We start from the raw sequence: 25,067 nt of genomic DNA, 5'->3' as shown, positions 1-25,067 counted from the left end.
GGGACAAAAATCCCGACCTTTTGAATCTAATATAATTTCTTCTTAATCATTGAACGTTGAAAGTTTGATGCCGCTAAACTCAAGGCAATTGCTAGGCTAAAAGCCAGAACTGTATTAAACTTGAGGGCTAAAAAGATAAAGCTAAACAAGGCTAAAAAGACGCAAAAACAAGCAATGTTTACAAAGAAAAGAACTTCCTTCAAACTAGCAACGGAAGTGGTTTCTGGAACATAGTCTTGGTATAGCGTTGTTTGAGTTTCCTCTTCTTCAAACTCATACGATTGATATTTTCTTACGGGCATGATTCTCTCCTTAACAGTACTCTTTCATTTTACCATTTTTCAAGAAAAAAATTATTACAGTAAGGTTACAAAAAGAATAAGGTCTGTTTTCAAATGATGAAACAAATTTCTTGACACTCTTACCCAAAGGTGATACGATGGGTGAACAACTCAAAACATCTTGTCTGTTCAAGTTTTTGTAATGAGGAAGCGAAATAAATATAAGTAGCAATTGCTGGTTGTTTCCGTAGATTTAGAACCACTTTGTAGGATGAATGAAAAGATTTGCATGAAAGACAGATTTTTCTGTCTTTTATTATGTGACTATTAGTCCGTCTCGCTCCGTGAGGTGCGAGACAAATAAACCACCCGCTATGCGGGTGCGCGTCGAAGGTTATACCAAAAAAACTCCAAACGCGATACAATAAAGGTGTTCAAGCCAATTGTAAAGCGAAAGGAGAAAACCATGGTACAAAAGTCTCATAGTTTATCACACACAAAGTGGATGTGTAAGTATCACCTTGTGTTCACCCCTAAGTATAGACGAAAAGTCATCTATAATCAATATCGGAGTAGTTTAGGTGAAATATTTCATCGCTTGTGTAGTTATAAAGGAGTTGAAATTATCGAGGGTCACTTAATGCCAGACCATGTACATATGTTAGTAAGTATTCCACCAAGGATAAGTGTTTCGAGTTTCATGGGTTATTTAAAAGGTAAAAGTGCACTCATGATGTTTGACAAACACGCCAACCTCAAGTACAAGTTTGGGAATCGGCATTTCTGGGCAGAAGGTTATTATGTGAGTACAGTAGGGCTTAATGAAGCCACAATTAAGAAATATATTCAAGATTAAAGAAATTATCCAGTGGATGATTTCTTCACGAGTATGAAAATTTGAGAACGAGTAAAGCATGATATAGCACTAGATAAATTAAGTGTAAAAGAATATGAGGATCCCTTTAGGGATAGTGGCAAGTAATACTCACGCCTCTTTAAGAGGCAAGTGACGAGTCAAGAGCAATGAGGCTTGAACAACGTGAAAGCCAGCGTCTTTAGGCGCTGGCTGGTAATTTGGGCTTATAGCCCTGGTGCAAACCACCCGTTAGACGGGTGGTTATGATTTTTGATGCTGAGTGAGCTTTTTCCACTCTTAGAAAAGTAAAAGGAGATTTGCAGTGTATCTTGCAATCAAGGAAATTTTAAAAAATAAACTTCGTTATAGTTTGATTTTAACGACGATCTTTCTTATAGCGTTTATGGTCTTTTTTATGACAAGTTTAGCTCTGGGGCTTGTTAGAAATAATAGAGCAGCCGTGGATAATTGGCAAGCGACAGGAATTGTTTTATCAGATTATGCAAATGATAATCTGACAGCTTCCTTTATTCCAGAAAAGAATTATAAGGATCAGGTTTCCGAAGATGCAGCACCTTTGGGGTATATGTTTGCGGTGACCAATCTCGTCAATGATAGTGAGAAGGAAAACATCTCTATTTTTGCACAGGATTGGAACAGTTTTATCTCTCCTTCCTTGATTGAGGGACATTATCCAGAAAGTGATAATGAAGTTGTCGTGGATCAGTCTTTAGAAAACTATGGAATTAAACTTGGTGATGCCGTTCAACTGAATGGAAGTGAAAATTCTTATACCATCGTTGGACTTACGAAAGGGAATAAATTTTTTACAGAACCTGTAGTATTTACAAATTTGACTAGCTATTGGATCTTACAAGGTACGCTAAATGCAGGTCGCTCGATTTCTGCTTTGGTCTTAAAAAATGATGTTCAGCTATCTGCTGATGGTTTAAGTCAATTAACCATTCAAAACATGATTGCCCATATTCCGGGCTATACACCTCAAGTAAACGTATTTTCAGGCATGATTTTAGCGATGATTATCATATCAGGTCTTATTATTGGTATTTTTATTTATATTATTACCATTCAAAAACTAGGCCTCTATGGAATTATGAGAGCCCAAGGAATTCAGGTTAAAACTATTGTTTGGTCGCTTTTTTGTCAAATTATATTGCTGGCAGGTTTTGGGATCGGTCTAGCATTATTGGCAATTGTAGCTGTCATCCTTGTTTTACCTGCAACCTTCGTTTTCTATTCAAGTTGGTTAGCATATTTAGGATTGAGTTTGGGAATTTGTTTGATGGCATTACTTGGAGGAGTGATTTCTCTCCCTCGTTTGCTCAAAGTTGATCCAATAACAGCTATTGCAGAATGATAAGGAGACCTACATGACACCATTGATAGAAATGAAGCAAGTGACGAAAAGCTATGGAGAAGGAAATATGAAAGTCGTTGCACTACACGAGACGAACTTTCAACTAAATGCAGGTGAATTTGTTGCCATAGTTGGTCCTTCTGGATCTGGTAAAACAACCTTTTTGACCACCTTAGGACAGTTGCAGGAGCCTTCAGGTGGGAAGATTTTAGTAAAGGGAACAGAAACGGGTAATTTGACTGAAAAAGAGAAAACAGATCTTCGGTTTAAGGAATTTGGTTTTATATTACAGGCTTCAAATCTGATCCCTTTTTTAACAGTGAAGGAACAATTAGACTTAATTGATCGACTAGATAAAGACGAATCTTCGAAAAGTGACCGTCAAGAGTTATTTGATTTGCTGGATCTGAACAAAGTTCAAAATCATTATCCTAAGGCCTTATCTGGGGGAGAACGTCAACGAGCAGCAATTGCCAGAGCACTCTATAACAATCCTAGCATCGTTCTTGCTGACGAACCAACAGCCAGTCTTGATACCCAAAGAGCTTATCAAGTAACGGATATGCTGGCATCTATAGCCCATGAGCAGGGAAGAGGAGTGGTAATGATTACTCATGACACCAGACTTCTAGATAAGGTGGACCGTGTCTTTATCATGAATGATGGTCACCTTGTTGAAGAAATACAAGCATAAAAGAATATAAAGTGAACTCTAGTAAAGGTAGTTCACTTTTCTTTTTATAAAAGTGAAGAGTATAACTTTTCTTAAAAAATAGATTGCCCATAGCTGATTTTTCAGAAATGTGGTATAATTTTTCTTATGGAAAAGATTATTATTACAGCAACTGCTGAAAGCATTGAACAAGTAAAAGAATTACTAGAGGCGGGAGTTGACCGCATCTATGTTGGTGAGAAAGATTTTGGACTTCGTTTGCCAAAGACTTTTTCTTATGATGAACTGAGAACCATCGCTGGTCTGGTTCATGATGCAGGTAAGGAATTGATCGTAGCGGTCAATGCCCTTATGCATCAGGATATGATGGATCGTATCAAGCCCTTCCTTGATTTCTTGGAAGATATTAAAACAGACTACATTACTGTTGGGGATGCAGGTGTCTTTTATGTTGTCAATCGCGATGGTTATTCTTTTAAAACCATCTATGACGCCTCAACGATGGTAACTAGCAGCCGTCAGATCAATTTCTGGGGACAAAAGGCTGGCGCTTCTGAGGCAGTATTGGCTCGTGAAATTCCATCAGCTGAACTCTTTAAAATGCCTGAAATTTTGGAAATTCCTGCTGAAATTTTGGTCTATGGAGCAAGTGTTATCCACCACTCTAAGCGTCCACTCTTGCAGAATTACTATAATTTTACTCAGATTGATGATGAAAAAACACGTCAACGCGACCTCTTCTTAGCAGAGCCTAGTGACCCAGAGAGCCATTATTCTATTTTTGAAGACAATCATGGGACTCATATCTTTGCTAACAATGACCTTGATTTGATGACCAAATTGACAGAACTAGTAGAACATGGATTTACCCACTGGAAACTGGAAGGTCTCTACACTCCAGGCCAAAATTTTGTAGAAATTGCAAAACTCTTTATCCAAGCGCGCAATTTGATTCAAGAGAGAAGCTTTACGCATGACCAAGCCTTCTTGTTGGATGAGGAAGTCCGTAAACTCCATCCCAAAAATCGTTTCCTTGACACAGGATTTTATGACTACGCTCCTGACATGGTTAAATAAGAATCAGAAACCCGAAATAAAATGTTCGGGTTTTTCTAGTGCAAGGATGAATTTAAAGCGTATTCATGTTATAATAGAAGTAGCTTTTTGTTTGGAGGTGTTTAAGTGGAAAATCTGAAAAAAATAGCAGGCATCAAGGCTGCTGAGTTCGTAACCGATGGAATGGTTGTAGGACTTGGAACAGGCTCGACTGCCTATTATTTCGTAGAGGAGATTGGTCGTAGAATCAAGGAGGAAGGACTTCAAATTACAGCCGTAACGACTTCTAGTGTAACGACGAATCAGGCACAAGGCTTGAATATACCGCTTAAGTCTATTGATGAGGTGGATGAAGTTGATGTGACTGTTGATGGAGCTGATGAGGTGGATCGTCAGTTTAATGGTATCAAAGGAGGCGGTGGCGCACTTCTAATGGAAAAAGTAGTTGCGACACCAACTAAACAGTATATCTGGGTGGTAGATGAGAGCAAGATGGTTGAGAAACTGGGCGCTTTCAAACTACCTGTCGAAGTTGTCCAATACGGAGCAGAACAGGTTTTCCGTCGTTTTGAAAAAGCTGGTTATAAGCCAAGTTTTCGTGAAAAAGCTGGCCAACGCTTTGTGACGGATATGAAAAATTTCATCATTGACCTTGATTTAGGTGTTATTGAAGATCCGATCGCTTTTGGTCGTCAATTGGATCTTCAGGTTGGTGTTGTTGAGCATGGTTTATTTAATCAAATGGTTGATAAAGTGATCGTTGCAGGACAAGCTGGCGTTCAGGTTTTAACTTCAACAAAAGGGAAATAAAGGAGGCAAATGATGTCAAAATTTAAACGTATTCACTTGGTGGTACTCGATTCTGTAGGAATCGGTGCGGCACCAGATGCTCATAACTTTGTCAATGCAGGGGTTCCAGATGGAGCATCTGACACGCTTGGACACATTTCAAAATCAGTAGGTTTGAATGTACCGAATATGGCTAAGATTGGTCTTGGGAACATTGAACGTGAGACAGCGCTTAAAACCGTTCCCGCAGAAGCAAATCCTAGCGGTTACTACACTAAACTTGAGGAAGTGTCACTAGGTAAAGACACTATGACAGGTCACTGGGAAATCATGGGCCTCAACATCACTGAACCGTTTGATACTTTCTGGAATGGATTCCCAGAAGAAATCCTTACAAAGATTGAAGAATTTTCAGGACGTAAGGTTATTCGTGAAGCCAACAAACCATACTCAGGAACTGCTGTAATCGATGACTTTGGACCACGCCAAATGGAAACTGGCGAGTTGATTATCTATACATCAGCTGACCCAGTTCTTCAAATCGCAGCTCACGAAGAGATTATTCCTTTGGATGAACTCTACCGTATCTGTGAATATGCTCGTTCAATTACCCTTGAGCGTCCAGCTCTTCTCGGACGTATTATTGCTCGTCCTTATGTTGGGGAGCCTGGAAACTTCACACGTACTGCAAACCGTCGTGACTTGGCCGTATCACCATTTGCACCAACTGTGTTGGATAAACTGAATGAAGCGGGTATTGACACATACTCAGTAGGTAAGATTAGCGATATCTTCAACGGTGCTGGTATCAACCACGATATGGGTCACAATAAGTCAAATAGTCATGGTATGGATACCTTGGTCAAAACAATGGGACTACCTGAGTTTGAAAAAGGATTTTCATTTACAAACTTGGTAGACTTTGATGCTTTATATGGACACCGTCGTGATCCACACGGCTATCGTGATTGTTTGCATGAGTTTGATGAACGCTTGCCAGAAATTATGGCAGCAATGAGAGAAGATGATCTACTCATGATTACTGCTGACCATGGTAATGATCCTACTTATGCAGGTACAGACCATACTCGTGAATATATTCCACTTTTGGCCTACAGTCCATCACTAAAAGGAAATGGACACTTACCAATCGGTCATTTTGCAGATATTTCGGCAACAATCGCTGATAACTTTGGCGTAGATAAGGCTATGATCGGTGAAAGCTTCTTAGATAAATTGGTTTAAGATGAATCGCTTTGCATTACTGGTTAGAGGTATCAATGTCGGTGGAAAGAATAAGGTGGTCATGGCCCAGCTTCGTCAAGAATTGACAGGGTTGGGATTAGAAAATGTTGAAACCTACATCAATAGTGGGAATATTTTCTTTGATACTAGTATGCCTAGAACTCAGTTGGTTGAGAGTCTACAGGATTTCTTTAAAGAACATTATCCATTTATCCGATATTTCTCCTTGTTAAGTCAAGAAGACTACGAAGAGGAATGTAGTCATCTACCAAACTGGTGGTCACAAGACCTAGCAAGAAAGGACATCCTCTTCTACACTAAGGACTTGAATGTGGATCAAGCCATCGAGAAAGTGAACAGTTTGGAACTGGTCGATGAAGTGCTTCATTTTGGGAAATTAGGGATCTTCTGGGGTAAATTGTCAGAAGCTAGCTACTCTAAAACAGCTTATCATAAGCACTTGCTAAAGATGCCTTTCTATCGCCAAATTACGATTCGCAATGCAAAAACCTTTGACAAAATCGGTCAATTTTTAAAACATAAAGAAGGAGATACCTAATGACATTTTTAGATAAAATCAATGAAACAGCTGCTTTCTTGAAAGAAAAGGGAGTTGAAGCGCCGGAGTTCGGCTTGATTCTTGGATCAGGACTCGGTGAACTTGCTGAAGAAATCGAAAATTCAGTTGTAGTAGACTACTCTGAAATTCCAAACTGGGGTCAATCCACAGTAGTCGGACATGCTGGTAAATTGGTTTATGGTGATCTTGCTGGACGTAAAGTCTTAGCTCTTCAAGGTCGTTTCCACTTCTACGAAGGAAATCCTCTTGAAGTCGTGACTTTCCCAGTACGTGTGATGAAAGTTCTCGGATGCGAAGGTGTCATTGTAACCAATGCTGCTGGAGGTATCGGGTTCGGTCCTGGTACCTTGATGGCTATTACTGACCACATCAATATGACTGGTCAAAACCCATTGATTGGTGAAAACTTGGATGACTTTGGTCCTCGCTTCCCAGATATGTCTAAGGCTTATACACCAGAATATCGTGCTACTGCCCATGAAGTGGCTAAAAAACTCGGTATCAAGCTTGATGAAGGTGTCTATATTGGTGTAACCGGTCCAACTTATGAAACTCCAGCTGAAATCCGTGCCTATAAGACTCTTGGTGCAGATGCTGTCGGTATGTCAACTGTTCCTGAAGTTATTGTGGCAGCCCACTCAGGCTTGAAAGTTCTAGGAATTTCATGTATCACTAACCATGCTGCAGGATTCCAAGAAGAACTTAACCACGAAGAGGTAGTAGAAGTGACAGAACGTGTCAAAGGCGACTTCAAAGGCTTGCTAAAAGCGATTCTTGCAGAATTGTAATGTTATGAGAGTACGACTCCAAAGTATTCCCTATGGACTGAGAGTGCTTCTAGCCACTTTATCATTAGGAATAGGGACGGGTCTGGTCGGAATTGCCTGTCATTATCTACTAGAAGGGGTGCAAGGGCTGGCCTTTGGCCAAGATAAGTCGGATTTACTCCAGCAATTTCAAGAAGCTGGAGGTCTCCGTAGATTTTTGGTCTTATGTGTGACTGGGTGTTTGGCAGCTGGTTTTTGGTATGTCTTGCAAAAGCGTTATAAGATTCTGTCTATTCGCCAGCAAATTGACTTAGCTGGAGACAGGGAACCAGCGCTCTTAGCCCACCTCCTTCATGCAGGGATGCAGGTTGCGATTGTCGGAGCAGGTGCATCGGTCGGAAAAGAAGGAGCACCACGTGAGGTTGGGGCTCTTCTAGCTGGTCGCTTGGCGAAAGGTTTTTCTCTAGCCCTCAAAGAGCGAAAAGTCTTGATTGTCTGTGGTGCTGGAGCTGGTTTAGCTGCGGTCTATCAAGTTCCCTTTGCCAGTAGCTTGTTCGTCTTTGAGACTTTAGGACTCGCCTACAGTTGGCAGAACCTTCTACTGGTTTTGACCAGCACTTATCTGGCCACCTGGGTCGCTCAGTCCATCATTGGTCAGGAGGCTATTTATCACCTGTCCGCAGTCTCATGGTCGGCTAGCAGTTTCTTTCAGGCTATTGTGATTGCTTTCTTGGTTACTCCCTTGGCTCTGGTCTTTGCTTTCCTAGCCAAGCGGGCTAGTCACAAACGGCGGAAGAATGGGTCGATTCTTTGGGCTCTTCCGCTAGCCTTTCTAGTGCTGGGGGGACTAGCAATCTTTTTCCCTATCTTTATGGGAAATGGCCAGATACTAGCGCAAGCCCTCTTGTCTAGCCAGTCGATTCCTTATCTTCCACTGGCTCTTGCAGTGAAGGGGATTCTGGTTTATTTCCTCTTGCGCAATGGTGCTTATGGGGGAACTTTAACACCATCATTTGCCTTAGGGATTGGATCTGGCTACCTAGTGACCTTGCTTTTGACAGCAGTTGGGATTCATCTAGATCCTGCTCTAGGGATGTTACTAGGAGCGACCGTCTTTTTAGGGACGACCTTAAAAGCTCCTCTGACAGCCATTGCCCTGAGCCTTGGATTTACAGGCCAAACTTGGAGTTTGACAATTCCGCTTGTACTTGCGGCTGGTCTGTCTTACGTGATTCGAAAGAGATGGGAGAAGAAACGATGAAGGTACATTTTGTACTGCATGAAACCTTTGAAGTGCCGGGCGCTTATCTAAAATGGGCGCAGGATCGTGGCCATCAAGTGACCACGACCAAAGTCTATGAGAATGAAGCCTTACCAGAGACAGTGGATGAAATCGACTTCTTAATTGTGATGGGGGGACCTCAATCGCCAGATGAAGATCGGGAAACTTTTCCATACTACGATCCTCAGGCAGAGATTGAGCTGATTCAAAAGGCTATGAAGGCAGATCGTTATATTGTTGGGGTCTGTCTTGGTGCTCAACTCTTGTCTGTTGCTTATGGCGCAGAGTATGAGCATAGTCCAGAGCGTGAGATTGGTGTTTTTCCAATAACGCTAACTGAAGCTGGATTAAAAGACAATCATGTCAAAGTTTTTGGACAAACTTTAAATACTGGTCACTGGCATGGAGATATGCCGGGATTAACAGAGGATGCTATCGTCCTTGCGACCAGTCAAGGCTGTCCACGTCAGATTATTCGCTTTAGTCCTAAACACTATGCCTTCCAAGCTCATTTGGAATTTGATCCAGAAGCAGTAGAGCTCTTAATTGCTGCGGATGGTGAAGAAGTTTTGGAAGAACAAAGCAAAAAATTGACTTATGTTCAAAAGTCTGAAGCTATTCGTAACTATGCTTATCGAGAAATGAATGCAAAACTCTATGCATTTTTGGATTCATTAACAAATTAAAAATAATAGAAAGGTAGAGCGTGTGTTCAAATTTGAACACGAGCAGAAAGCTTTTCTAATTACTCAATTAAAAAAGAAAGGATGGGTTAACTGTATTCGCTGAACTGAATACGGGCGGAGAACTGTGTAAAAAAGATAAACTGTCTAGCATTTACAATGCGTCGCCAGTTTCCTATTTTTACTTTGTTCTCTGTCGCCTGTCTTGTATATCAAAAAAGAAAGGTAGAGCGTGTGTTCAGATTTGAACACGAGCGGAAAGCTCGGAAAATAGATAATCTGACTGTGAAATCAGGATTTCTCGTCAGATTCCTAATTTTCAGTCGCTTTCTGGTCGCTCTTTGTATCATAAACTATGTCTATCCATATTGCTGCTAAGCAGGGTGAAATTGCTGATAAAATTCTTCTTCCTGGAGATCCTCTTCGTGCGAAGTTTATCGCTGAGAATTTTCTTGAAGACGCTGTATGCTTCAATGAAGTCCGTAACATGTTTGGTTACACTGGAACTTACAAGGGCCATCGTGTATCTGTTATGGGAACAGGGATGGGGATGCCCTCTATCTCTATCTATGCGCGTGAATTGATTGTCGATTACGGTGTGAAAAAATTGATCCGTGTCGGAACTGCTGGTTCTTTGAATGAGGATGTTCACGTTCGTGAGTTGGTCTTGGCGCAAGCAGCTGCTACCAACTCAAACATTATCCGCAATGACTGGCCTCAATATGATTTTCCACAAATCGCTAGCTTTGATTTACTAGATAAAGCCTATCATATTGCCAAAGACCTCGGTATGACCACTCACGTCGGAAATGTTTTGTCATCAGATGTCTTTTACTCAAACTACTTTGAAAAAAATATCGAGCTTGGTAAGTGGGGAGTTAAAGCAGTGGAGATGGAAGCAGCAGCCCTTTACTATCTTGCTGCCCAACACCATGTTGATGCTCTTGCTATCATGACTATTTCAGATAGTTTGGTTAATCCAGATGAAGATACAACTGCAGAAGAGCGCCAAAATACTTTCACAGATATGATGAAGGTTGGTCTAGAAACCTTGATTGCAGACTAAAGTTAGATTCCATTCATGTGATTACTCTTGTTCTCAAAATGATAAGCATGTTCATTGCTTCAATCCTATAATAGATGAGAATAAGGACTTTGAAGAACGTCAAATTGTGTCAAAGGACCAAAAGTAGTCAGTTTAACATTTAAATCATAATCAAATAAAGTTGAAAGCCTGGTTGACAGAAGCTAAAGGTTTTCAACTTTTTTAGAACAAAAAACTTAAGGAGGGGTGAAATGGATAAGATTGAACAATTACAGGAACTGATAGATAAAAGTCAAAGAATTGTCTTTTTCGGTGGTGCAGGGGTTTCAACAGAGTCTAATATTCCAGATTTTCGAAGTTCTGATGGTGTTTATAGTCTTAAGTTGGGGCGCCATTTTACTGCCGAGCAACTTGTTTCACGCACCGTGTTTGAACGCTATCCAGAGGATTTTTTTGACTTCTACAAAAAGTATCTGGTCTATCCAGATGCCAAGCCAAATTTAGCACATGATTATCTAGCGTCGTTAGAAAAAACAGGTAAATTAAAAGCAATTGTGACGCAAAATATTGATAGCTTGCATGAAATGGCGGGGTCTCAGAAAGTTTTGAAACTGCATGGTAGTGCAGATCGTAATTACTGTTTGGGCTGTCATCACTTTTATGATTTGGATGATTTTTTGGCACTTGAAGGTCCAGTTCCTCATTGTTTATATTGTGGTAAAGTGGTCAAACCTGACGTAACCCTTTATGAGGAACCTCTGGATATGGATGTTTTTAGTCGAGCAGCCCGAGTCATTCAGCAAGCAGATTTATTGATCATTGGTGGAACTTCCTTAGTCGTTTATCCTGCAGCTAGCCTCATCAATTATTTTTCAGGGTCAAATCTTGTCGTTATCAACAAGTCCAGCACCCCTCAAGATAGCCAAGCTGATTTAGTTATCGAAGGTAAGATCGGAGAAGTATTTTCTAAATTGAGACAATAAAAAACTGAAAGAAGTAGGACTATACTTCCTTCAGTTTTTTGTATCACGAACTCAGAAACTATGAACACGATTCTCTTCATTTCTAGGGGAATATTATTGTTGATTTATAAATTGCTCGAGTTATTTTTAATTGTTGAATAAAAGGAAAAAAGGAAGATTTTCTGGATGAAAATCTTCCTTTTTTAGTCAATCAGTACATGCTGATTTTAATGAAATGCTACTATATTGTTTACTTTTTTAAAGATCGCAAAAAACAATCAATCTCTGCTTGAGAATGGAGAATGCGCATCTTTTCTCCGTAAGTATTGTTTAAGTGTTGGTATCTTTCCTTTGCATTTTTTGTTCGTCCATCCCAGAGAATCCAACGGATAAATTCCCAGTTGAATTGCTCGGGGCATCCTGCTGCCATACTTTCTCTCACTTTTCCTCTGTATTTTAAATAGCGCTTAAAGGCTCTTAGCAAACAATTCCAAGAAGAGAAGTTTAAAAAGATGATCTGGTCAGCTTCCTCCATTCTTTCCTCATAACAACACCAAGAGTAGTTGCCATCAATGACCCAGTTTTCGTTGTTGGCTAGAAAAGTTTTCATTTCGTTCAGCATCCAGTCACGGTCACTATCTTGCCACCCTGGCTGAAATTGGAGAGTATCCATATGAAGTTTGGGGATAGAGTAGTGATTAGCTAGTTTTTCTGCTAGAGTAGATTTTCCTGATCCAGAATATCCAATGATAGCGATTTTCATAATAACCTCCAGAAAATGTGCACAAAAAAAGCTCCGAGGAGCTCATTTTGTATGCAGTTAATGATTAACCAAGTTTAGCAGCAAGACGTGCTTTATCACGGCTAGCTTTGTTTTTGTGGATCAAACCTTTAGTTTCTGCTTTATCGATAGCTGAGCTGGCAGCACGGTAAAGTTCTTCAGATGGGTTTGCTTCAAAAGCTTTGATAGCAGTACGCATAGCTGATTTTTGAGCTGAGTTTTTTTCGTTTTGTTTAACGTTCAATTCAGCGCGTTTGATAGCTGATTTAATGTTTGCCAATGTTCTTACCTCCATTTTTACTAACTATACCATTATATCTGAAAACTTACGTTTTGACAAGGGAAAATTATTTTTTTAAGTAAATTTCATCAATTTCGTGATTTTTAGATTTATGGAGAATGACCTCTGCACGATTTCGTGTCGGTTCAATGTAATTCTGGAGATTGGTTAGGTTGATACTGGTCCAAACCTGGTGGGCAAAATCCTTGACTTCACTAAGGGGAAGTTGAGTGAAACGGTAGTAATAGTTGCCTGGATCATCCTGAGCAAAGCTAAGAAGTTTTAAGAAACGATCCAAATACCAGCTTTCAATGTCTTCGACAGCGGCATCAACATAGATTGAAAAGTCAAAGAAATCAGTAATATAGAGACGGTCATTATGTGGATTTTGGAATACGTTGATTCCCTCAACAATGACAAAATCAGCGGCTTCTACTCGTTGTTTTCGACCAGGGACAATATCATAGATTTCATGGGAATAAACAGGGATATCAACATCCTGCCCATTTTTGAGTTGGTCCAGGAAATTAAGCAAAGCTTCCATGTCGTAACTCTCAGGAAACCCCTTGCGGTTGAGGATATCTTGCTCAATTAAGACACTATTTGAGTATAAAAAACCATCTGTAGTAACTAGTTCAACACTTGCTCCAGGAACGATACGGGACAGCAAAATTTGCAAGAGCCGACTAGTAGTGGATTTACCGACAGCGACACTTCCTGAAACACCAATAATAAAGGGCTGTTTTTTGCTCTCTCTTTGAAGGAAAATGCCTTTTGAGAAGGCAAGGTCTTCTTTGGAACGTTTGTAAATCTGAATCAGATGTGCCAGTGGCAGATAGATATCTGTAACGTCTTGAAGGCTAATCTGGTCATTGAAACTCTTAATAGAATCTAACTCTTCCTCGGTCAAGGGAGGAGTTGTTTTGCGATGCAAGGATTGCCAAGTTTCGCGGTTTATCCTTTCAAAATGTAAAAATTCGTTGGTCATACTATATCCTCGTTTGATATCTTAGTATACCATATTTTAGAAAGAATAACCATCCGACTATTTGAGAAAAAGCGCTTTCTTTGTTAAAATATAAGGGGGAAAACCTATAAAGGAGGTTCTAAGATGAAAGCTAGATTAAGAGAAAAAACGCTGGTTTTGATCAGCCTGTTTGTAGTTGTTTTATGGTTATCACCCAACTGGATTAATTTTTCCTTTTCTATCGGACTTCACTCCTATAACTGGACCACTTTTGTTCTTTTTATTTTATTGCCCCTCGTAGGTCTAGGCTACCTTGTCCTAGCATTCTTTGAAAGAAAGTGGTGGCTCTTCTTTTTTGGTTTAGCTTGTATCTTTGCTTTTCCGATTACCATGGCAGTAGGGAGCTTTTTACTAGGGCCCTAATGCTAATCAGAACTTATATTATTTTTGTGGAAATACAACATGATTTAAGGGCTTGATACCTTTGTAAACGATTTACAAATAACTTATTTTTATGGTAAAATAGAACTATGAGTAAAATGTATTATGCAGAAAATCCAGATGCAGCCCATGATGTTCATGAACTTAGAGTTGAGCTCCTTGGGCAAAAGATGACCTTTTTGACAGATGCTGGAGTCTTTAGTAAAAAAATGATTGATTTCGGAAGTCAGTTGTTGTTAAGATGTCTAGATGTCGAAAAAGATGAAAAAATTCTTGATGTTGGTTGTGGCTACGGTCCAATAGGTTTGTCTTTGGTTAAAGCTTATGGTGCCCAAGCGACCATGGTGGATATCAATAATCGTGCCCTGGATTTAGCCCAGCAAAATGCAGTAAAAAACAAGGTTCAAGCGACTATCTTCCAGTCTAATATTTATGAGCAGGTAGAAGGACAATTTAATCATGTCATTTCGAATCCGCCCATTCGTGCAGGCAAGCAGGTCGTTCATGAAATCATCGAGAAAAGTATTGATTATCTTGTTGATGGTGGAGATTTGACCATTGTCATCCAGAAAAAACAAGGAGCTCCTAGTGCCAAAAGTAAGATGGAAGAAGTTTTTGGCAATTGTGAGGTTGTAAAGAAAGATAAGGGATATTATATCCTTAGAAGTGTGAAAGAATGAGAGCAGTAGATCTAATCCAGAAAAAAAGAGACGGCCAAGAACTAAGCTCCAGTGAGATTCAATGGTTGATTGAAGGTTATGTATCTGGAATCGTCCCTGATTACCAGATGGCAGCTTTTGCTATGGCAGTATATTTTCAGGGAATGACTATAGATGAGATTTCTGACTTGACTATGAACATGGTTAAGACAGGTCAGGAATTTGATTTATCAGCTATTGAGGGTATAAAGGTTGATAAACACTCTACTGGTGGAGTGGGAGATAAGGTTACCTTAATTTTAGCGCCATTAGTAGCTAGTTTCGGTGTTCCAGTTGCTAAGATGAGTGGTAGAGGTCTGGGTCATACTGGTGGGACCATTGATAAGCTAGAATCCATCAAAGGTTTTCAGATTGAACGAAGTCAGGATGAATTTATCAAACAAGTTCAAGAGATTGGGGTCTCAGTCATTGGCCAGTCCAATCAACTGGTTAAGGCTGATAAATTGCTCTATGCCCTTCGTGATGTGACGGCAACGGTTGATACTATTCCCTTGATTGCTAGCTCAGTCATGAGTAAAAAGATTGCAGCTGGAGCTGACGCCATCTTACTGGACGTTACTGTTGGTGAAGGTGCCTTCATGAAAACAGTGGACGAGGCCCGTGAATTGGCTCAAACTATGGTAAATCTTGGTAAAGCTGTAGGTCGCAAGACAGTAGCAGTCATTACGGACATGAGTCAACCATTGGGACGTGCCATTGGAAACCGCTTGGAAATCCTAGAAGCACTAGAAATTCTTCAAGGTAAGGGACGTGAAGATATTAGTCATTTTATCTGCGAGTTAGCCCAGATTATGCTATCTTTAGCAAATGTTGAAAAAACTGTTGAGGAAGTAAGACAACATCTTGAAAATGGTAAGGCACTCCAGAAATTCGAAGAGATGGTTGTAGCTCAGGGTGGAGATTTAGAAGACCTCTATCGTCCAGTAAAAGTTGACCATATAGTTGATATTCCTGCTCAAGAGGATGGTATTATCGCAGAACTTCCAGCCATGGAGTTTGGTCTTTTTGCCATGAGATTGGGTGCTGGTCGTGCAGTGAAAACAGACGCCCTTGACTATGAGACGGGGATTGTTTTTGAGAAGAAAGTTGGAGACTTTGTCAGAAAGGGTGAAATTGTTGCAAAAGTATATACAAATGGCAAAATTTCTCCGGAACTAGTTACAGATTTCCAAAAATATGTTAAAATTAAAATAAGTGATGAAGTGATAAAATCGCGTGAAATTATCGAAATCATCTCCTAATTTAAGGAAAAACCGAAATGAAATTAAATAAATACATTGATCATACGCTTTTAAAGCAAGATGCAACAGTGGAACAAATTAATCGTTTGTTATCTGAAGCCAAAGACTATGATTTTGCCAGTGTTTGTGTTAATCCGTGCTGGGTTGCTCATGCCAAATCTGGTCTAGAAACTACTGATGTCAAGGTTTGTACGGTTGTAGGCTTTCCTCTTGGAGCCACAACATCTGCTGTTAAATCCTTCGAAACTAAAGAAGCTATCCAAAATGGTGCTGATGAGATTGATATGGTTATCAATGTTGGAGCACTCAAGTCAGGCTATGTGGACTTGGTTGAGTCAGATATTCGAGCAGTTGTTGAAGCAAGCGGAGACAAACTGGTTAAGGTTATTATCGAGGCTTGTTTGTTAACTGATGAAGAAAAAGTTCAGGCTTGCCAGCTAGCCCAGAAAGCAGGAGCAGACTTTGTCAAGACGTCAACTGGTTTCTCAACAGGTGGTGCAACCCTACCGGATGTTAAATTAATGCGCCAAACAGTTGGACCTGATATGGGGGTTAAAGCTGCTGGTGGTGCTCGTTCTTATGCAGATGCTGTTGCCTTTGTTGAAGCTGGAGCTACTCGTATCGGAACATCTTCTGGTGTAGCAATCTTAAAAGGAGAGTTAGCAGATGGCGACTACTGAGTTGATTGACTTAGCGATTGAGACTAGTCAAAACGCCTATGTACCCTATTCACACTTTCCAATCGGTGCCGTTTTGGTTGCTAAGGATGGAAGCGTCTATACAGGATGCAATATTGAAAATGCTAGCTACCCCTTGACCAACTGTGGTGAGAGAACAGCTATTTTTAAAGCTGTTTCTGAAGGACAACGGGAGTTTTCAGAATTGATTGTTTATGGTCAAACTGAGAAACCTATTTCTCCATGTGGAGCTTGTCGCCAAGTTATGGTCGAATTTTTTGAACAAGATCTAAAGGTGACCTTAGTTGCCAAAGATAAATCGACGGTCGAGATGACGGTCGGGGAATTACTTCCATACTCATTTACAGACTTGCATTAGTTAGTCTGCGTCACTCCCTGAGTGACAAGGGTCCTTGTGACCAATCAATCCATACTTGCAACTTCGTTGCGCATCTTATTTAGGAGGTTCAGTAATGAACAAGAAACAATGGCTAGGCCTTGGTCTAGTTGCAGTAGCAGCATTTGGACTTGCTGCATGTGGTAATCGCTCTTCTCGTAACGCAGCATCTTCATCTTCTGATTTGAAGACTAAAGCAGCTATCGTTACAGATACTGGTGGTGTTGATGATAAATCATTCAACCAATCAGCTTGGGAAGGTCTTCAAGCTTGGGGTAAAGAGCACAATCTTGCAAAAGATAAAGGCTACACATACTTCCAATCAACAAGTGAAGCTGACTATGCTAACAACTTGAACCAAGCAGCAGGAAGCTACAACTTGATTTATGGTGTTGGTTTTGCCCTTCACAATGCAGTTGAAGAAGCAGCGAAAGAACATGCAGACTTGAACTATGTTTTGATTGATGATGTGATTAAAGATCAAAAGAACGTAGCAAGTGTAACATTTGCTGATAACGAAGCAGCTTACCTTGCAGGTGTAGCAGCAGCTAAAACTACTAAAACAAAACAAGTTGGTTTTGTAGGTGGTATGGAATCTGAAGTTATTTCTCGTTTCGCAGCTGGTTTCAAAGCTGGTGTTGAGTCAGTTGACCCATCTATCAAAGTACAAGTAGACTACGCTGGTTCATTTGGTGATGCCGCTAAAGGTAAAACAATCGCTGCAGCTCAATACGCTGCAGGTGCAGACGTAATCTACCAAGCAGCTGGTGGTACTGGTGCAGGTGTCTTCTCAGAAGCTAAATCTTTGAATGAAAGCAAAAACGAAGACGAAAAAGTTTGGGTTCTTGGTGTAGACCGTGACCAAGCAGAAGAAGGTAAATACACTTCTAAAGATGGTAAAGAATCAAACTTCGTTCTTGCTTCTACTTTGAAACAAGTTGGAACAACAGTTCAAGACCTTTCTAACAAAGCAGAAAAAGGTGAATTCCCTGGTGGTCAAGTTATCGTTTACTCATTGAAAGATAAAGGTGTTGACTTGGCAGTGACAAACCTTACTGAAGAAGCTAAGAAAGCTGTTGAAGAAGCTAAAGCTAAAATCCTTGATGGTAGCATCAAAGTTCCTGAAAAATAAATAAAGGAAGTCATTTCTTAGGAAGCGGCCTTGGGCCGCTTCTTTAAGAATTGGGGCAAATTAATTTTGTCTCAATAGAGCTTGTTAAGATATCATTTTAACAAGTTTTATTGAAATAAAATAAAACTCTGAAAGGAAGAGCACATGGCACACGAAAATGTCATTGAGATGCGTGAGATTACCAAGGTCTTTGGTGAGTTTGTCGCTAACGACAAGATCAACCTAGAACTTCGCAAAGGTGAGATTCATGCACTTTTAGGAGAAAATGGAGCAGGGAAGTCTACGCTTATGAATATGCTAGCGGGGCTACTTGAACCAACTAGTGGTGAAATTGTAGTAAATGGACAGGTTGTTAAACTGGATTCACCATCGAAAGCAGCTAGCTTAGGAATTGGGATGGTTCACCAGCACTTTATGTTGGTTGAGGCCTTCACAGTTGCTGAAAATATCATTTTGGGAAGTGAATTGACCAAAAATGGTGTGCTAGATATTGCTCGTGCAACTCGAGAAATCAATGAGTTGTCTGAACGTTATGGCCTTGCTGTGGATCCTTCTGCCAAAGTTGCAGACATCTCCGTTGGGGCTCAACAACGTGTTGAAATCTTGAAGACACTTTATCGTGGAGCAGATATTCTTATCTTTGACGAACCTACTGCTGTTTTGACACCGTCAGAAATCGATGAGTTGATGGCAATCATGAAGAACTTGGTCAAAGAAGGTAAATCAATTATCTTGATTACCCACAAGTTGGATGAAATTCGTGCGGTTTCTGACCGCGTTACAGTTATCCGTCGTGGTAAATCAATCGAAACAGTTGAGATTGCTGGTGCAACTAATGCTGACTTGGCAGAAATGATGGTAGGGCGTTCAGTTTCCTTCAAAACTGAGAAACAGTCAGCTCAACCAAAAGAAGTTGTACTATCTATCAAAGATTTAGTAGTCAATGAAAACCGTGGGGTTCCAGCAGTTAAAAATCTTTCTCTTGATGTTCGAGCTGGTGAGATTGTTGGGATTGCTGGGATTGATGGAAATGGTCAGTCTGAATTGATCCAGGCTATCACAGGACTTCGTAAGATTGAATCTGGTAGCGTAGAGTTGAAAGGCCAATCTATCGTAGGTTTGCATCCTCGCCAAATCACTGAACTAAGTGTAGGTCACGTTCCTGAAGACCGTCACCGTGATGGTCTGGTTTTGGAAATGATGATTTCTGAAAATATCGCTCTTCAAACCTACTATAAGGAACCTCATAGCAAGAAGGGAATTTTAAATTATACGAATATCATTGAGTATGCAAAAAAATTGATGCAAGAGTTTGATGTTCGCGCTGCTAGCGAGATTGTTCCAGCTTCAGCCCTTTCTGGAGGAAATCAACAAAAAGCAATCATCGCTCGGGAGATTGATCGAAATCCGGATCTCCTCATCGTCAGCCAACCAACTCGTGGTTTGGACGTCGGAGCCATTGAGTACATTCACAAACGCTTGATTCAAGAACGTGATAATGGAAAAGCTGTCCTTGTAGTCAGCTTTGAACTAGATGAGATTCTAAATGTCTCAGATAGAATCGCTGTTATCCATGATGGTAAGATTCAAGGGATTGTAACGCCAGAAACAACCAATAAGCAAGAACTTGGTGTCTTGATGGCTGGTGGTGAATTGGAAAAAGGAGAAGAGTGATGTCTAAAAAATTACAACAAATTTCGGTTCCCTTGATTTCTGTTATCCTTGGAATCTTGCTTGGAGCCATCGTCATGTGGATTTTTGGCTACGATGCTATTTGGGGTTATGAAGAGTTGTTCTACACAGCCTTCGGTAGCGTTCGTGGAATCGGTGAAATTTTCCGTGCCATGGGGCCATTAGTCTTGATTGCTCTTGGATTTGCAGTTGCGAGTCGTGCTGGCTTCTTTAACGTTGGTCTTCCAGGACAAGCACTCGCTGGTTGGGTTATGAGTGGCTGGTTCGCTCTTTCAAATCCAGATTTACCACGTCCATTGTTGATTCTTGCGACAGTTGTCATTGCGCTGGTGGCTGGAGGAATCGTTGGTGCCATTCCTGGTATTTTAAGAGCCTATCTTGGAACATCTGAAGTCATCGTAACCATCATGATGAACTATATTGTTCTCTATACAAGTAATGCCTTTATCCACTCTTTCCCTAAAGATATCATGCAAAGTACTGACTCATCAATTCGAGTAAGTGCAAATGCAACTTATCAAACACCTTGGCTTGCTGAGTTAACTGGAAACTCTCGTATGAATATTGGGATTTTCTTTGCTATCATTGCAGTTGCAGTTATCTGGTTCTTGCTTAAGAAGACAACTCTCGGTTTTGAAATCCGTGCAGTTGGTCTCAATCCAAATGCTTCTGAATACGCAGGTATTTCAGCTAAACGCACCATCATCCTATCAATGATTATCTCAGGTGCTCTTGCAGGTCTAGGTGGAGCTGTAGAAGGACTTGGGACCTTCCAAAACGTTTATGTCCAAGGTTCATCATTGGCGATCGGCTTTAACGGAATGGCGGTAAGTCTACTTGCTGCAAACTCACCGATTGGAATTCTATTTGCAGCCTTCTTGTTTGGAGTACTTCAAGTTGGAGCTCCAGGTATGAATGCTGCTCAAGTGCCATCTGAGCTTGTAAGTATCGTTACAGCCTCAATTATCTTCTTTGTCAGCGTTCACTACATCATCGAACGCTTTGTCAAACCAAGAAAACAACTTAAAGGAGGTAAGTAAGGATGTCGATTACAACAATGCTAACCCTTATGGTTTCTTCAATGTTGATTTACTCAGCACCACTTATTTTCACAAGTATCGGAGGCGTTTTCTCTGAACGTGGTGGAGTTGTTAACGTTGGACTTGAAGGAATCATGGTCATGGGTGCCTTCTCTGGAGTTGTTTTTAACCTTGAATTTGCACAAGATTTGGGAGCATTAACTCCTTGGTTGGCTCTTCTAGTTGGTGGATTAGTCGGAGCTATCTTTTCACTGATTCACGCAGTAGCTACAGTTCATTTTCGTGCTGACCATGTTGTCAGTGGTACCGTACTTAACTTGATGGCGCCAGCCTTGGCAGTCTTCTTGGTGAAGGTGCTTTATAACAAGGGACAAACGGATAACTTAACGCAAACTTTTGGACGTTTTGATTTCCCTCTTTTGGCTAATATCCCAGTTATCGGAGATATCTTCTTCAAGTCAACAAGTTTACTTGGTTACCTAGCAATTGCCTTCTCATTCTTAGCATGGTTTGTCCTCTTTAAAACTCGCTTTGGACTTCGCCTTCGTTCAGTTGGTGAACACCCACAAGCAGCAGATACTTTGGGGATTAATGTCTACAAGATGAGATATCTTGGAGTTGTGATTTCAGGTTTCCTTGGAGGAATCGGTGGAGCTATCTACGCTCAGTCAATTTCCGTTAACTTCTCAGTTACAACCATCGTTGGGCCTGGATTTATCGCACTTGCTGCTATGATCTTCGGTAAATGGAATCCTGTTGGTGCTATGCTTTCAAGTCTCTTCTTCGGACTATCACAAAGTTTAGCAGTAATCGGTTCTCAACTTCCTTTCTTGCAAGGAGTTCCAGCCGTTTACTTGCAAATTGCACCATATCTTTTGACCATTGTCGTACTAGCAGCCTTCTTTGGTAAAGCTGTTGCACCGAAAGCAGATGGTATCAACTATATCAAATCTAAATAAACAAAAAAGCGTCGGTTTGAACTGACGCTTTATTTTTTAGGTTTTTGATGGGTAAGATTTAGTCCCCAAGGAACTAGGTTCTCAGTTTTGTTTTGAATACGATTGATGTTATCCTTATGGCGAATGATAATTAAGCTTGCGAGGGCTAGGATAATCACTACAAATAATAAATCGTAACTTGGCAGTAGGAAACCGATAAGTGGAAAGAGGATCACCCCAAGTACAGCAGCAAGGGCAGCAGTAACACTAGAGAGAGAAATCATACTGCCAAGATAAAGAGTGCCGAAGAAAACAACTGCTAGATAGAGGCAAAATAGAGGAGCAAATCCGAAAATGACTCCAGCACTAGTTGCGACAGCTTTTCCTCCTTTAAAGCCTGCAAATACTGGGAAGGTATGTCCAATCACAGCTAAAAGGCCAAAGACTAGAGGTGAAACTCCTTGGACATGAAAGATAAGTGGAAGCAAGGTTGCGATGGTTCCTTTGAAAAAGTCAATCACGAAGGTTGCCATACCCGCTTTCTTACCTAAAATACGAAAGGTATTGGTCGTTCCAGTATTACCAGAACCATGTTCTCTTAGATTGATCTTAAAGAAGATTTGCCCAATCCACAGTCCTGAAGGGATAGAACCCAATAAATAAGCTAAAATTAATAATACTATTGTCATCATGCTTCTATTATACCATGAAATAGGAGAGAAACGGAAAGGAATCTTTTCTCAAATTGTGACATCTGATTCTTTATGTAAGTAGAAAATTTTTCTCATGAACACTATTGTTCGAAAATCAAGGTTAAAGTTTTAAAAATTCATGAAAGTTTCTGAAATTCTTTGATTTTGTGTTTATTTATGCTATAATGAGAACAATTATTTTTAGGAGGTGGAATATGTCTTACTTATTTGAGATATTACCAAGTTTATTGAGCGGTGCGACAATGACTTTACAAGTTTTTGCACTGGTCTTGCTCTTTTCAATCCCTTTAGGCATTTTGGTTGCCTTTTGCTTACAGGTCCATTGGAAACCCCTCCATTACATGATTGATATCTATATCTGGGTGATGCGCGGGACACCCTTGCTCTTGCAACTAATTTTTATTTATTATGTCCTTCCAAGTATTGGGATTCGTTTAGATCGTGTGCCTGCAGCGATTATTGCCTTCACCCTTAATTATGCAGCCTACTTTGCTGAAATTTTCCGTGGAGGAATTGCAACCATTCCTCAAGGGCAATACGAAGCGGCTAAGGTTTTGAAATTCAATCCTTTCGATACCGTTCGCTATATCATTTTGCCACAGGTGACCAAAATTGTCTTACCAAGTGTATTTAACGAGGTTATGAGTTTGGTTAAGGATACTTCTCTGGTCTATGCGCTCGGTATTTCAGATTTAATCCTAGCTAGTCGTACTGCAGCCAATCGTGATGCTAGCTTGATTCCAATGTTTCTAGCAGGAGCTATTTATCTGCTTATGATTGGTATCGTTACAATCCTAGCTAAGAAACTTGAGAAAAAGTTCAGCTACTATAGATAGGAGGTTATCCATGTTAGAGTTAAGAAATATCAGCAAAAAATTTGGAAAAAAAGAAATTTTATCCAATTTCAGTTTAACAATTCCTGAAAAGCAGATTTTGGCTATCGTTGGTCCATCTGGTGGTGGGAAGACTACCTTGCTCAGAATGTTAGCTGGACTTGAAACCATTGATTCAGGTGAGATTTTTTATAATGGAGAATCGTTGCCTTTGGATGAACTTGAGAAGCGTCACTTGTTAGGATTTGTCTTTCAAGATTTTCAGCTTTTTCCTCACCTATCTGTTATGGAGAACTTGATTTTGTCACCCATCAAGACAATGGGAATGTCTGAAGCAGATGCGAAGAAGAAGGCAGTCGACTTATTAACTCGTCTGGGACTCGAAGCTCATGCAGATGCCTATCCTTATTCCTTATCTGGTGGTCAAAAGCAACGGGTTGCCTTAGCACGTGCAATGATGATAGATCCTGAGGTGATTGGTTATGACGAACCAACTTCGGCTCTTGATCCAGAGTTGCGTCTCGAAGTGGAAAAACTAATCTTACAAAATAGAGAATTAGGTATGACTCAGATTGTCGTGACTCACGACCTCCAGTTTGCAGAGAATATCGCTGACCAGATTCTCAAAGTAGAGCCTAAGTAGGAGGTGTCTATGAATCGAAAGAAAATCAGCCTTGTTTTGGTATTCTTTCTTGCTTTTTTCCTGGTAGGATGCACGCAAAAAGCTAGCAATCCTAAAGTAGATAATTGGGAAAAATACCAACAACAAGGAAGCATTACTATTGGATTTGACAATACCTTTGTTCCTATGGGCTTTGAAGAAAAGAATGGGCAATATGTTGGATTTGATATTGATTTAGCCCAAGCCGTTTCTGAGAAACTGGGGTTCAAGGTACAGTTTCAACCAATTGATTGGGATATGAAGGAAACAGAACTTCAAAACGGCACTATTGATGCTATCTGGAATGGATATTCAGCAACAGATGAACGCCGTGAAAAGGTTGCTTTTACAATTCCTTATATGGAGAATCAGCAGGTTCTAGTCTCAAAAAAATCGCAAAATATCCAGTCAGTTTCGGATATGAAAGATAAGATTTTTGGGGCCCAAGCAGGTTCTTCTGGTTATCTAGATTTTGAAGCTCAACCTGACCTGTTGAAAAATATCGTAAAAGATCAAAAAGCAAACCAGTATCAGAGTTTTAATGAAGCCTTGATTGACTTGCAAAATGATCGGATTGATGCTCTTTTAATTGACCGTGTTTATGCCAATTATTATCTTAAAACGGAAGGGATATTAGACCAGTATGAGATTTTCTCAGCCGGTTTTGAGAGTGAGTCTTTTGCAGTCGGAGTAAGACCAGCGGATAAGACCTTATTAGCCAATTTGAATAAGGCTTTTGTGGAATTGTATCAAGAAGGAAAATTCCAAGAAATCAGCCAGAAATGGTTTGGTGAAGATATAGCAACAAGCCAAGTTAAAGGAAAAGAAAACTGAGACTCGTGTCTTGGTTTCTTTTTTAGGGTGAGAATGAGTGATTTTTTACTAAAACATACTAAGATTAGTAGTGAGGAAATCTCCGACGGGAGAAAGTACTCACTACTTTTTCGTTATGTTAAAG

The 25,067-nt window shown here is 40.3% G+C and carries 28 protein-coding genes and 1 pseudogene; 24 read left to right on the top strand and 5 right to left on the bottom strand.

Annotated features, from left to right (window positions below; genetic code table 11):
- Positions 1 to 26: 26 nt before the first annotated feature.
- Positions 27 to 302, bottom strand: a complete 276-nt coding sequence (locus tag M1R56_RS07655) for a DUF3270 family protein (RefSeq protein ID WP_001145235.1) — start codon at positions 300 to 302, stop codon at positions 27 to 29.
- Positions 303 to 747: 445 nt separating this feature from the next.
- Here M1R56_RS07655 and tnpA point away from each other — a divergent pair.
- The 12 genes and pseudogenes from tnpA to M1R56_RS07595 all read left to right on the top strand — a co-directional run bounded on the left by tnpA (position 748) and on the right by M1R56_RS07595 (position 11,618).
- Positions 748 to 1,263: pseudogene (tnpA, locus tag M1R56_RS07650) on the top strand (IS200/IS605 family transposase).
- Positions 1,264 to 1,459: 196 nt separating this feature from the next.
- The gene (locus tag M1R56_RS07645) at positions 1,460 to 2,515 is read left to right on the top strand and encodes an ABC transporter permease (protein ID WP_248035478.1); all 1,056 of its coding nucleotides are present in this window, start codon (positions 1,460 to 1,462) and stop codon (positions 2,513 to 2,515) included.
- A 13-nt stretch (positions 2,516 to 2,528) separates the two neighbouring features.
- Positions 2,529 to 3,209 carry an ABC transporter ATP-binding protein gene (locus M1R56_RS07640; RefSeq protein WP_248035475.1) on the top strand — a complete coding sequence of 227 codons (681 nt, stop codon included), beginning with the start codon at positions 2,529 to 2,531 and terminating at the stop codon, positions 3,207 to 3,209.
- Between the two features lie 126 nt (positions 3,210 to 3,335).
- Complete coding sequence (locus M1R56_RS07635; protein ID WP_248035474.1) at positions 3,336 to 4,265, top strand: peptidase U32 family protein; 930 nt, start codon at positions 3,336 to 3,338, stop codon at positions 4,263 to 4,265.
- A gap of 105 nt (positions 4,266 to 4,370) precedes the next feature.
- Positions 4,371 to 5,054, top strand: a complete 684-nt coding sequence (gene rpiA / locus M1R56_RS07630; RefSeq protein ID WP_248035472.1) for a ribose-5-phosphate isomerase RpiA — start codon at positions 4,371 to 4,373, stop codon at positions 5,052 to 5,054.
- A gap of 12 nt (positions 5,055 to 5,066) precedes the next feature.
- Positions 5,067 to 6,278 (top strand): phosphopentomutase, encoded by a 1,212-nt coding sequence (locus tag M1R56_RS07625; protein WP_248035470.1) that lies wholly within the window; start codon positions 5,067 to 5,069, stop codon positions 6,276 to 6,278.
- 1 nt (position 6,279) lies between these two features.
- Positions 6,280 to 6,837 (top strand): DUF1697 domain-containing protein, encoded by a 558-nt coding sequence (locus M1R56_RS07620; protein ID WP_248035468.1) that lies wholly within the window; start codon positions 6,280 to 6,282, stop codon positions 6,835 to 6,837.
- The gene (locus M1R56_RS07615) at positions 6,837 to 7,646 is read left to right on the top strand and encodes a purine-nucleoside phosphorylase (RefSeq protein WP_248035466.1); all 810 of its coding nucleotides are present in this window, start codon (positions 6,837 to 6,839) and stop codon (positions 7,644 to 7,646) included. Before M1R56_RS07620 ends, M1R56_RS07615 begins: the two co-directional genes overlap by 1 nt.
- Positions 7,647 to 7,650: 4 nt before the next feature.
- Entirely contained in the window at positions 7,651 to 8,886 is a 1,236-nt protein-coding gene (locus M1R56_RS07610) for a chloride channel protein (protein WP_248035464.1), read from the top strand.
- On the top strand, positions 8,883 to 9,593 hold the full coding sequence (locus tag M1R56_RS07605) for a type 1 glutamine amidotransferase (RefSeq protein WP_248035462.1): 711 nt from the start codon (positions 8,883 to 8,885) through the stop codon (positions 9,591 to 9,593). The genes M1R56_RS07610 and M1R56_RS07605 overlap by 4 nt, the downstream gene beginning before the upstream one ends.
- Positions 9,594 to 9,945: 352 nt before the next feature.
- Positions 9,946 to 10,656: a purine-nucleoside phosphorylase gene (deoD, locus tag M1R56_RS07600; protein ID WP_045763751.1), complete on the top strand. Its 711-nt coding sequence runs from the start codon at positions 9,946 to 9,948 to the stop codon at positions 10,654 to 10,656.
- A gap of 230 nt (positions 10,657 to 10,886) precedes the next feature.
- A complete protein-coding gene (locus tag M1R56_RS07595) occupies positions 10,887 to 11,618 on the top strand; it encodes an NAD-dependent protein deacylase (RefSeq protein ID WP_248035460.1) in 732 nt (243 codons plus the stop codon).
- Between the two features lie 229 nt (positions 11,619 to 11,847).
- Here the strand turns inward: M1R56_RS07595 and M1R56_RS07590 are convergent, their stop codons facing one another.
- The 3 genes from M1R56_RS07590 to coaA form a co-directional block, all read right to left on the bottom strand.
- Positions 11,848 to 12,360, bottom strand: coding sequence for a DNA topology modulation protein (locus tag M1R56_RS07590; protein ID WP_248035458.1), 513 nt, complete (start codon positions 12,358 to 12,360; stop codon positions 11,848 to 11,850).
- A gap of 64 nt (positions 12,361 to 12,424) precedes the next feature.
- A complete protein-coding gene (gene rpsT, locus M1R56_RS07585) occupies positions 12,425 to 12,673 on the bottom strand; it encodes a 30S ribosomal protein S20 (RefSeq protein WP_029689628.1) in 249 nt (82 codons plus the stop codon).
- Positions 12,674 to 12,725: 52 nt separating this feature from the next.
- A complete protein-coding gene (gene coaA, locus M1R56_RS07580) occupies positions 12,726 to 13,646 on the bottom strand; it encodes a type I pantothenate kinase (protein WP_248035456.1) in 921 nt (306 codons plus the stop codon).
- 123 nt (positions 13,647 to 13,769) lie between these two features.
- Here coaA and M1R56_RS07575 point away from each other — a divergent pair, with 123 nt between their 5' ends.
- From M1R56_RS07575 to M1R56_RS07535, 9 genes are all read left to right on the top strand, one after another.
- Entirely contained in the window at positions 13,770 to 14,048 is a 279-nt protein-coding gene (locus tag M1R56_RS07575; protein ID WP_248035454.1) for a 1,4-dihydroxy-2-naphthoate prenyltransferase, read from the top strand.
- Between the two features lie 107 nt (positions 14,049 to 14,155).
- Positions 14,156 to 14,746, top strand: coding sequence for a class I SAM-dependent methyltransferase (locus M1R56_RS07570; protein WP_248035453.1), 591 nt, complete (start codon positions 14,156 to 14,158; stop codon positions 14,744 to 14,746).
- On the top strand, positions 14,743 to 16,026 hold the full coding sequence (locus M1R56_RS07565; RefSeq protein WP_248035451.1) for a pyrimidine-nucleoside phosphorylase: 1,284 nt from the start codon (positions 14,743 to 14,745) through the stop codon (positions 16,024 to 16,026). Before M1R56_RS07570 ends, M1R56_RS07565 begins: the two co-directional genes overlap by 4 nt.
- A 17-nt stretch (positions 16,027 to 16,043) precedes the next feature.
- The gene (gene deoC, locus M1R56_RS07560; RefSeq protein ID WP_248035449.1) at positions 16,044 to 16,706 is read left to right on the top strand and encodes a deoxyribose-phosphate aldolase; all 663 of its coding nucleotides are present in this window, start codon (positions 16,044 to 16,046) and stop codon (positions 16,704 to 16,706) included.
- Positions 16,693 to 17,082, top strand: coding sequence for a cytidine deaminase (locus M1R56_RS07555; RefSeq protein ID WP_248035447.1), 390 nt, complete (start codon positions 16,693 to 16,695; stop codon positions 17,080 to 17,082). Before deoC ends, M1R56_RS07555 begins: the two co-directional genes overlap by 14 nt.
- Positions 17,083 to 17,176: 94 nt before the next feature.
- On the top strand, positions 17,177 to 18,232 hold the full coding sequence (locus M1R56_RS07550) for a BMP family protein (RefSeq protein ID WP_248035445.1): 1,056 nt from the start codon (positions 17,177 to 17,179) through the stop codon (positions 18,230 to 18,232).
- 144 nt (positions 18,233 to 18,376) lie between these two features.
- Positions 18,377 to 19,906, top strand: a complete 1,530-nt coding sequence (locus M1R56_RS07545; protein WP_248035442.1) for an ABC transporter ATP-binding protein — start codon at positions 18,377 to 18,379, stop codon at positions 19,904 to 19,906.
- The gene (locus M1R56_RS07540; protein WP_000038693.1) at positions 19,906 to 20,964 is read left to right on the top strand and encodes an ABC transporter permease; all 1,059 of its coding nucleotides are present in this window, start codon (positions 19,906 to 19,908) and stop codon (positions 20,962 to 20,964) included. The genes M1R56_RS07545 and M1R56_RS07540 overlap by 1 nt, the downstream gene beginning before the upstream one ends.
- Before the next feature lie 2 nt (positions 20,965 to 20,966).
- Positions 20,967 to 21,923 (top strand): ABC transporter permease, encoded by a 957-nt coding sequence (locus M1R56_RS07535; RefSeq protein WP_049509105.1) that lies wholly within the window; start codon positions 20,967 to 20,969, stop codon positions 21,921 to 21,923.
- Positions 21,924 to 21,952: 29 nt separating this feature from the next.
- Here the strand turns inward: M1R56_RS07535 and plsY are convergent, their stop codons facing one another.
- Complete coding sequence (gene plsY / locus M1R56_RS07530) at positions 21,953 to 22,594, bottom strand: glycerol-3-phosphate 1-O-acyltransferase PlsY (protein ID WP_248035440.1); 642 nt, start codon at positions 22,592 to 22,594, stop codon at positions 21,953 to 21,955.
- A gap of 215 nt (positions 22,595 to 22,809) precedes the next feature.
- Here plsY and M1R56_RS07525 point away from each other — a divergent pair, with 215 nt between their 5' ends.
- From M1R56_RS07525 to M1R56_RS07515, 3 genes are read left to right on the top strand one after another with little or no spacing between them, the layout of a single operon-like run.
- Positions 22,810 to 23,451, top strand: coding sequence for an amino acid ABC transporter permease (locus M1R56_RS07525; protein ID WP_248035438.1), 642 nt, complete (start codon positions 22,810 to 22,812; stop codon positions 23,449 to 23,451).
- Positions 23,452 to 23,461: 10 nt separating this feature from the next.
- Positions 23,462 to 24,091, top strand: coding sequence for an amino acid ABC transporter ATP-binding protein (locus M1R56_RS07520; protein WP_049504388.1), 630 nt, complete (start codon positions 23,462 to 23,464; stop codon positions 24,089 to 24,091).
- A gap of 9 nt (positions 24,092 to 24,100) precedes the next feature.
- The gene (locus M1R56_RS07515; protein WP_248035436.1) at positions 24,101 to 24,943 is read left to right on the top strand and encodes an amino acid ABC transporter substrate-binding protein; all 843 of its coding nucleotides are present in this window, start codon (positions 24,101 to 24,103) and stop codon (positions 24,941 to 24,943) included.
- The last annotated feature ends 124 nt before the right edge of the window (positions 24,944 to 25,067 follow it).

Source organism: Streptococcus sp. oral taxon 431 (genome assembly GCF_023115445.1).
Taxonomy (GTDB): domain Bacteria; phylum Bacillota; class Bacilli; order Lactobacillales; family Streptococcaceae; genus Streptococcus.
This window is presented reverse-complemented; position numbering and strand designations above follow the sequence as displayed.

Bases quoted from the DNA above. Each gene is read 5' to 3' on its own strand.
- M1R56_RS07655 (WP_001145235.1), bottom strand. From the start codon at position 302: ATGCCCGTAAGAAAATATCAATCGTATGAGTTTGAAGAAGAGGAAACT.
- M1R56_RS07640 (WP_248035475.1), top strand. From the start codon at position 2,529: ATGACACCATTGATAGAAATGAAGCAAGTGACGAAAAGCTATGGAGAA.
- M1R56_RS07635 (WP_248035474.1), top strand. From the start codon at position 3,336: ATGGAAAAGATTATTATTACAGCAACTGCTGAAAGCATTGAACAAGTA.
- M1R56_RS07625 (WP_248035470.1), top strand. From the start codon at position 5,067: ATGTCAAAATTTAAACGTATTCACTTGGTGGTACTCGATTCTGTAGGA.
- M1R56_RS07620 (WP_248035468.1), top strand. From the start codon at position 6,280: ATGAATCGCTTTGCATTACTGGTTAGAGGTATCAATGTCGGTGGAAAG.
- M1R56_RS07615 (WP_248035466.1), top strand. From the start codon at position 6,837: ATGACATTTTTAGATAAAATCAATGAAACAGCTGCTTTCTTGAAAGAA.
- M1R56_RS07610 (WP_248035464.1), top strand. From the start codon at position 7,651: ATGAGAGTACGACTCCAAAGTATTCCCTATGGACTGAGAGTGCTTCTA.
- M1R56_RS07605 (WP_248035462.1), top strand. From the start codon at position 8,883: ATGAAGGTACATTTTGTACTGCATGAAACCTTTGAAGTGCCGGGCGCT.
- deoD (WP_045763751.1), top strand. From the start codon at position 9,946: ATGTCTATCCATATTGCTGCTAAGCAGGGTGAAATTGCTGATAAAATT.
- M1R56_RS07595 (WP_248035460.1), top strand. From the start codon at position 10,887: ATGGATAAGATTGAACAATTACAGGAACTGATAGATAAAAGTCAAAGA.
- M1R56_RS07590 (WP_248035458.1), bottom strand. From the start codon at position 12,360: ATGAAAATCGCTATCATTGGATATTCTGGATCAGGAAAATCTACTCTA.
- rpsT (WP_029689628.1), bottom strand. From the start codon at position 12,673: ATGGAGGTAAGAACATTGGCAAACATTAAATCAGCTATCAAACGCGCT.
- coaA (WP_248035456.1), bottom strand. From the start codon at position 13,646: ATGACCAACGAATTTTTACATTTTGAAAGGATAAACCGCGAAACTTGG.
- M1R56_RS07575 (WP_248035454.1), top strand. From the start codon at position 13,770: ATGAAAGCTAGATTAAGAGAAAAAACGCTGGTTTTGATCAGCCTGTTT.
- M1R56_RS07570 (WP_248035453.1), top strand. From the start codon at position 14,156: ATGAGTAAAATGTATTATGCAGAAAATCCAGATGCAGCCCATGATGTT.
- M1R56_RS07565 (WP_248035451.1), top strand. From the start codon at position 14,743: ATGAGAGCAGTAGATCTAATCCAGAAAAAAAGAGACGGCCAAGAACTA.
- deoC (WP_248035449.1), top strand. From the start codon at position 16,044: ATGAAATTAAATAAATACATTGATCATACGCTTTTAAAGCAAGATGCA.
- M1R56_RS07555 (WP_248035447.1), top strand. From the start codon at position 16,693: ATGGCGACTACTGAGTTGATTGACTTAGCGATTGAGACTAGTCAAAAC.
- M1R56_RS07550 (WP_248035445.1), top strand. From the start codon at position 17,177: ATGAACAAGAAACAATGGCTAGGCCTTGGTCTAGTTGCAGTAGCAGCA.
- M1R56_RS07545 (WP_248035442.1), top strand. From the start codon at position 18,377: ATGGCACACGAAAATGTCATTGAGATGCGTGAGATTACCAAGGTCTTT.
- M1R56_RS07540 (WP_000038693.1), top strand. From the start codon at position 19,906: ATGTCTAAAAAATTACAACAAATTTCGGTTCCCTTGATTTCTGTTATC.
- M1R56_RS07535 (WP_049509105.1), top strand. From the start codon at position 20,967: ATGTCGATTACAACAATGCTAACCCTTATGGTTTCTTCAATGTTGATT.
- plsY (WP_248035440.1), bottom strand. From the start codon at position 22,594: ATGATGACAATAGTATTATTAATTTTAGCTTATTTATTGGGTTCTATC.
- M1R56_RS07525 (WP_248035438.1), top strand. From the start codon at position 22,810: ATGTCTTACTTATTTGAGATATTACCAAGTTTATTGAGCGGTGCGACA.
- M1R56_RS07520 (WP_049504388.1), top strand. From the start codon at position 23,462: ATGTTAGAGTTAAGAAATATCAGCAAAAAATTTGGAAAAAAAGAAATT.
- M1R56_RS07515 (WP_248035436.1), top strand. From the start codon at position 24,101: ATGAATCGAAAGAAAATCAGCCTTGTTTTGGTATTCTTTCTTGCTTTT.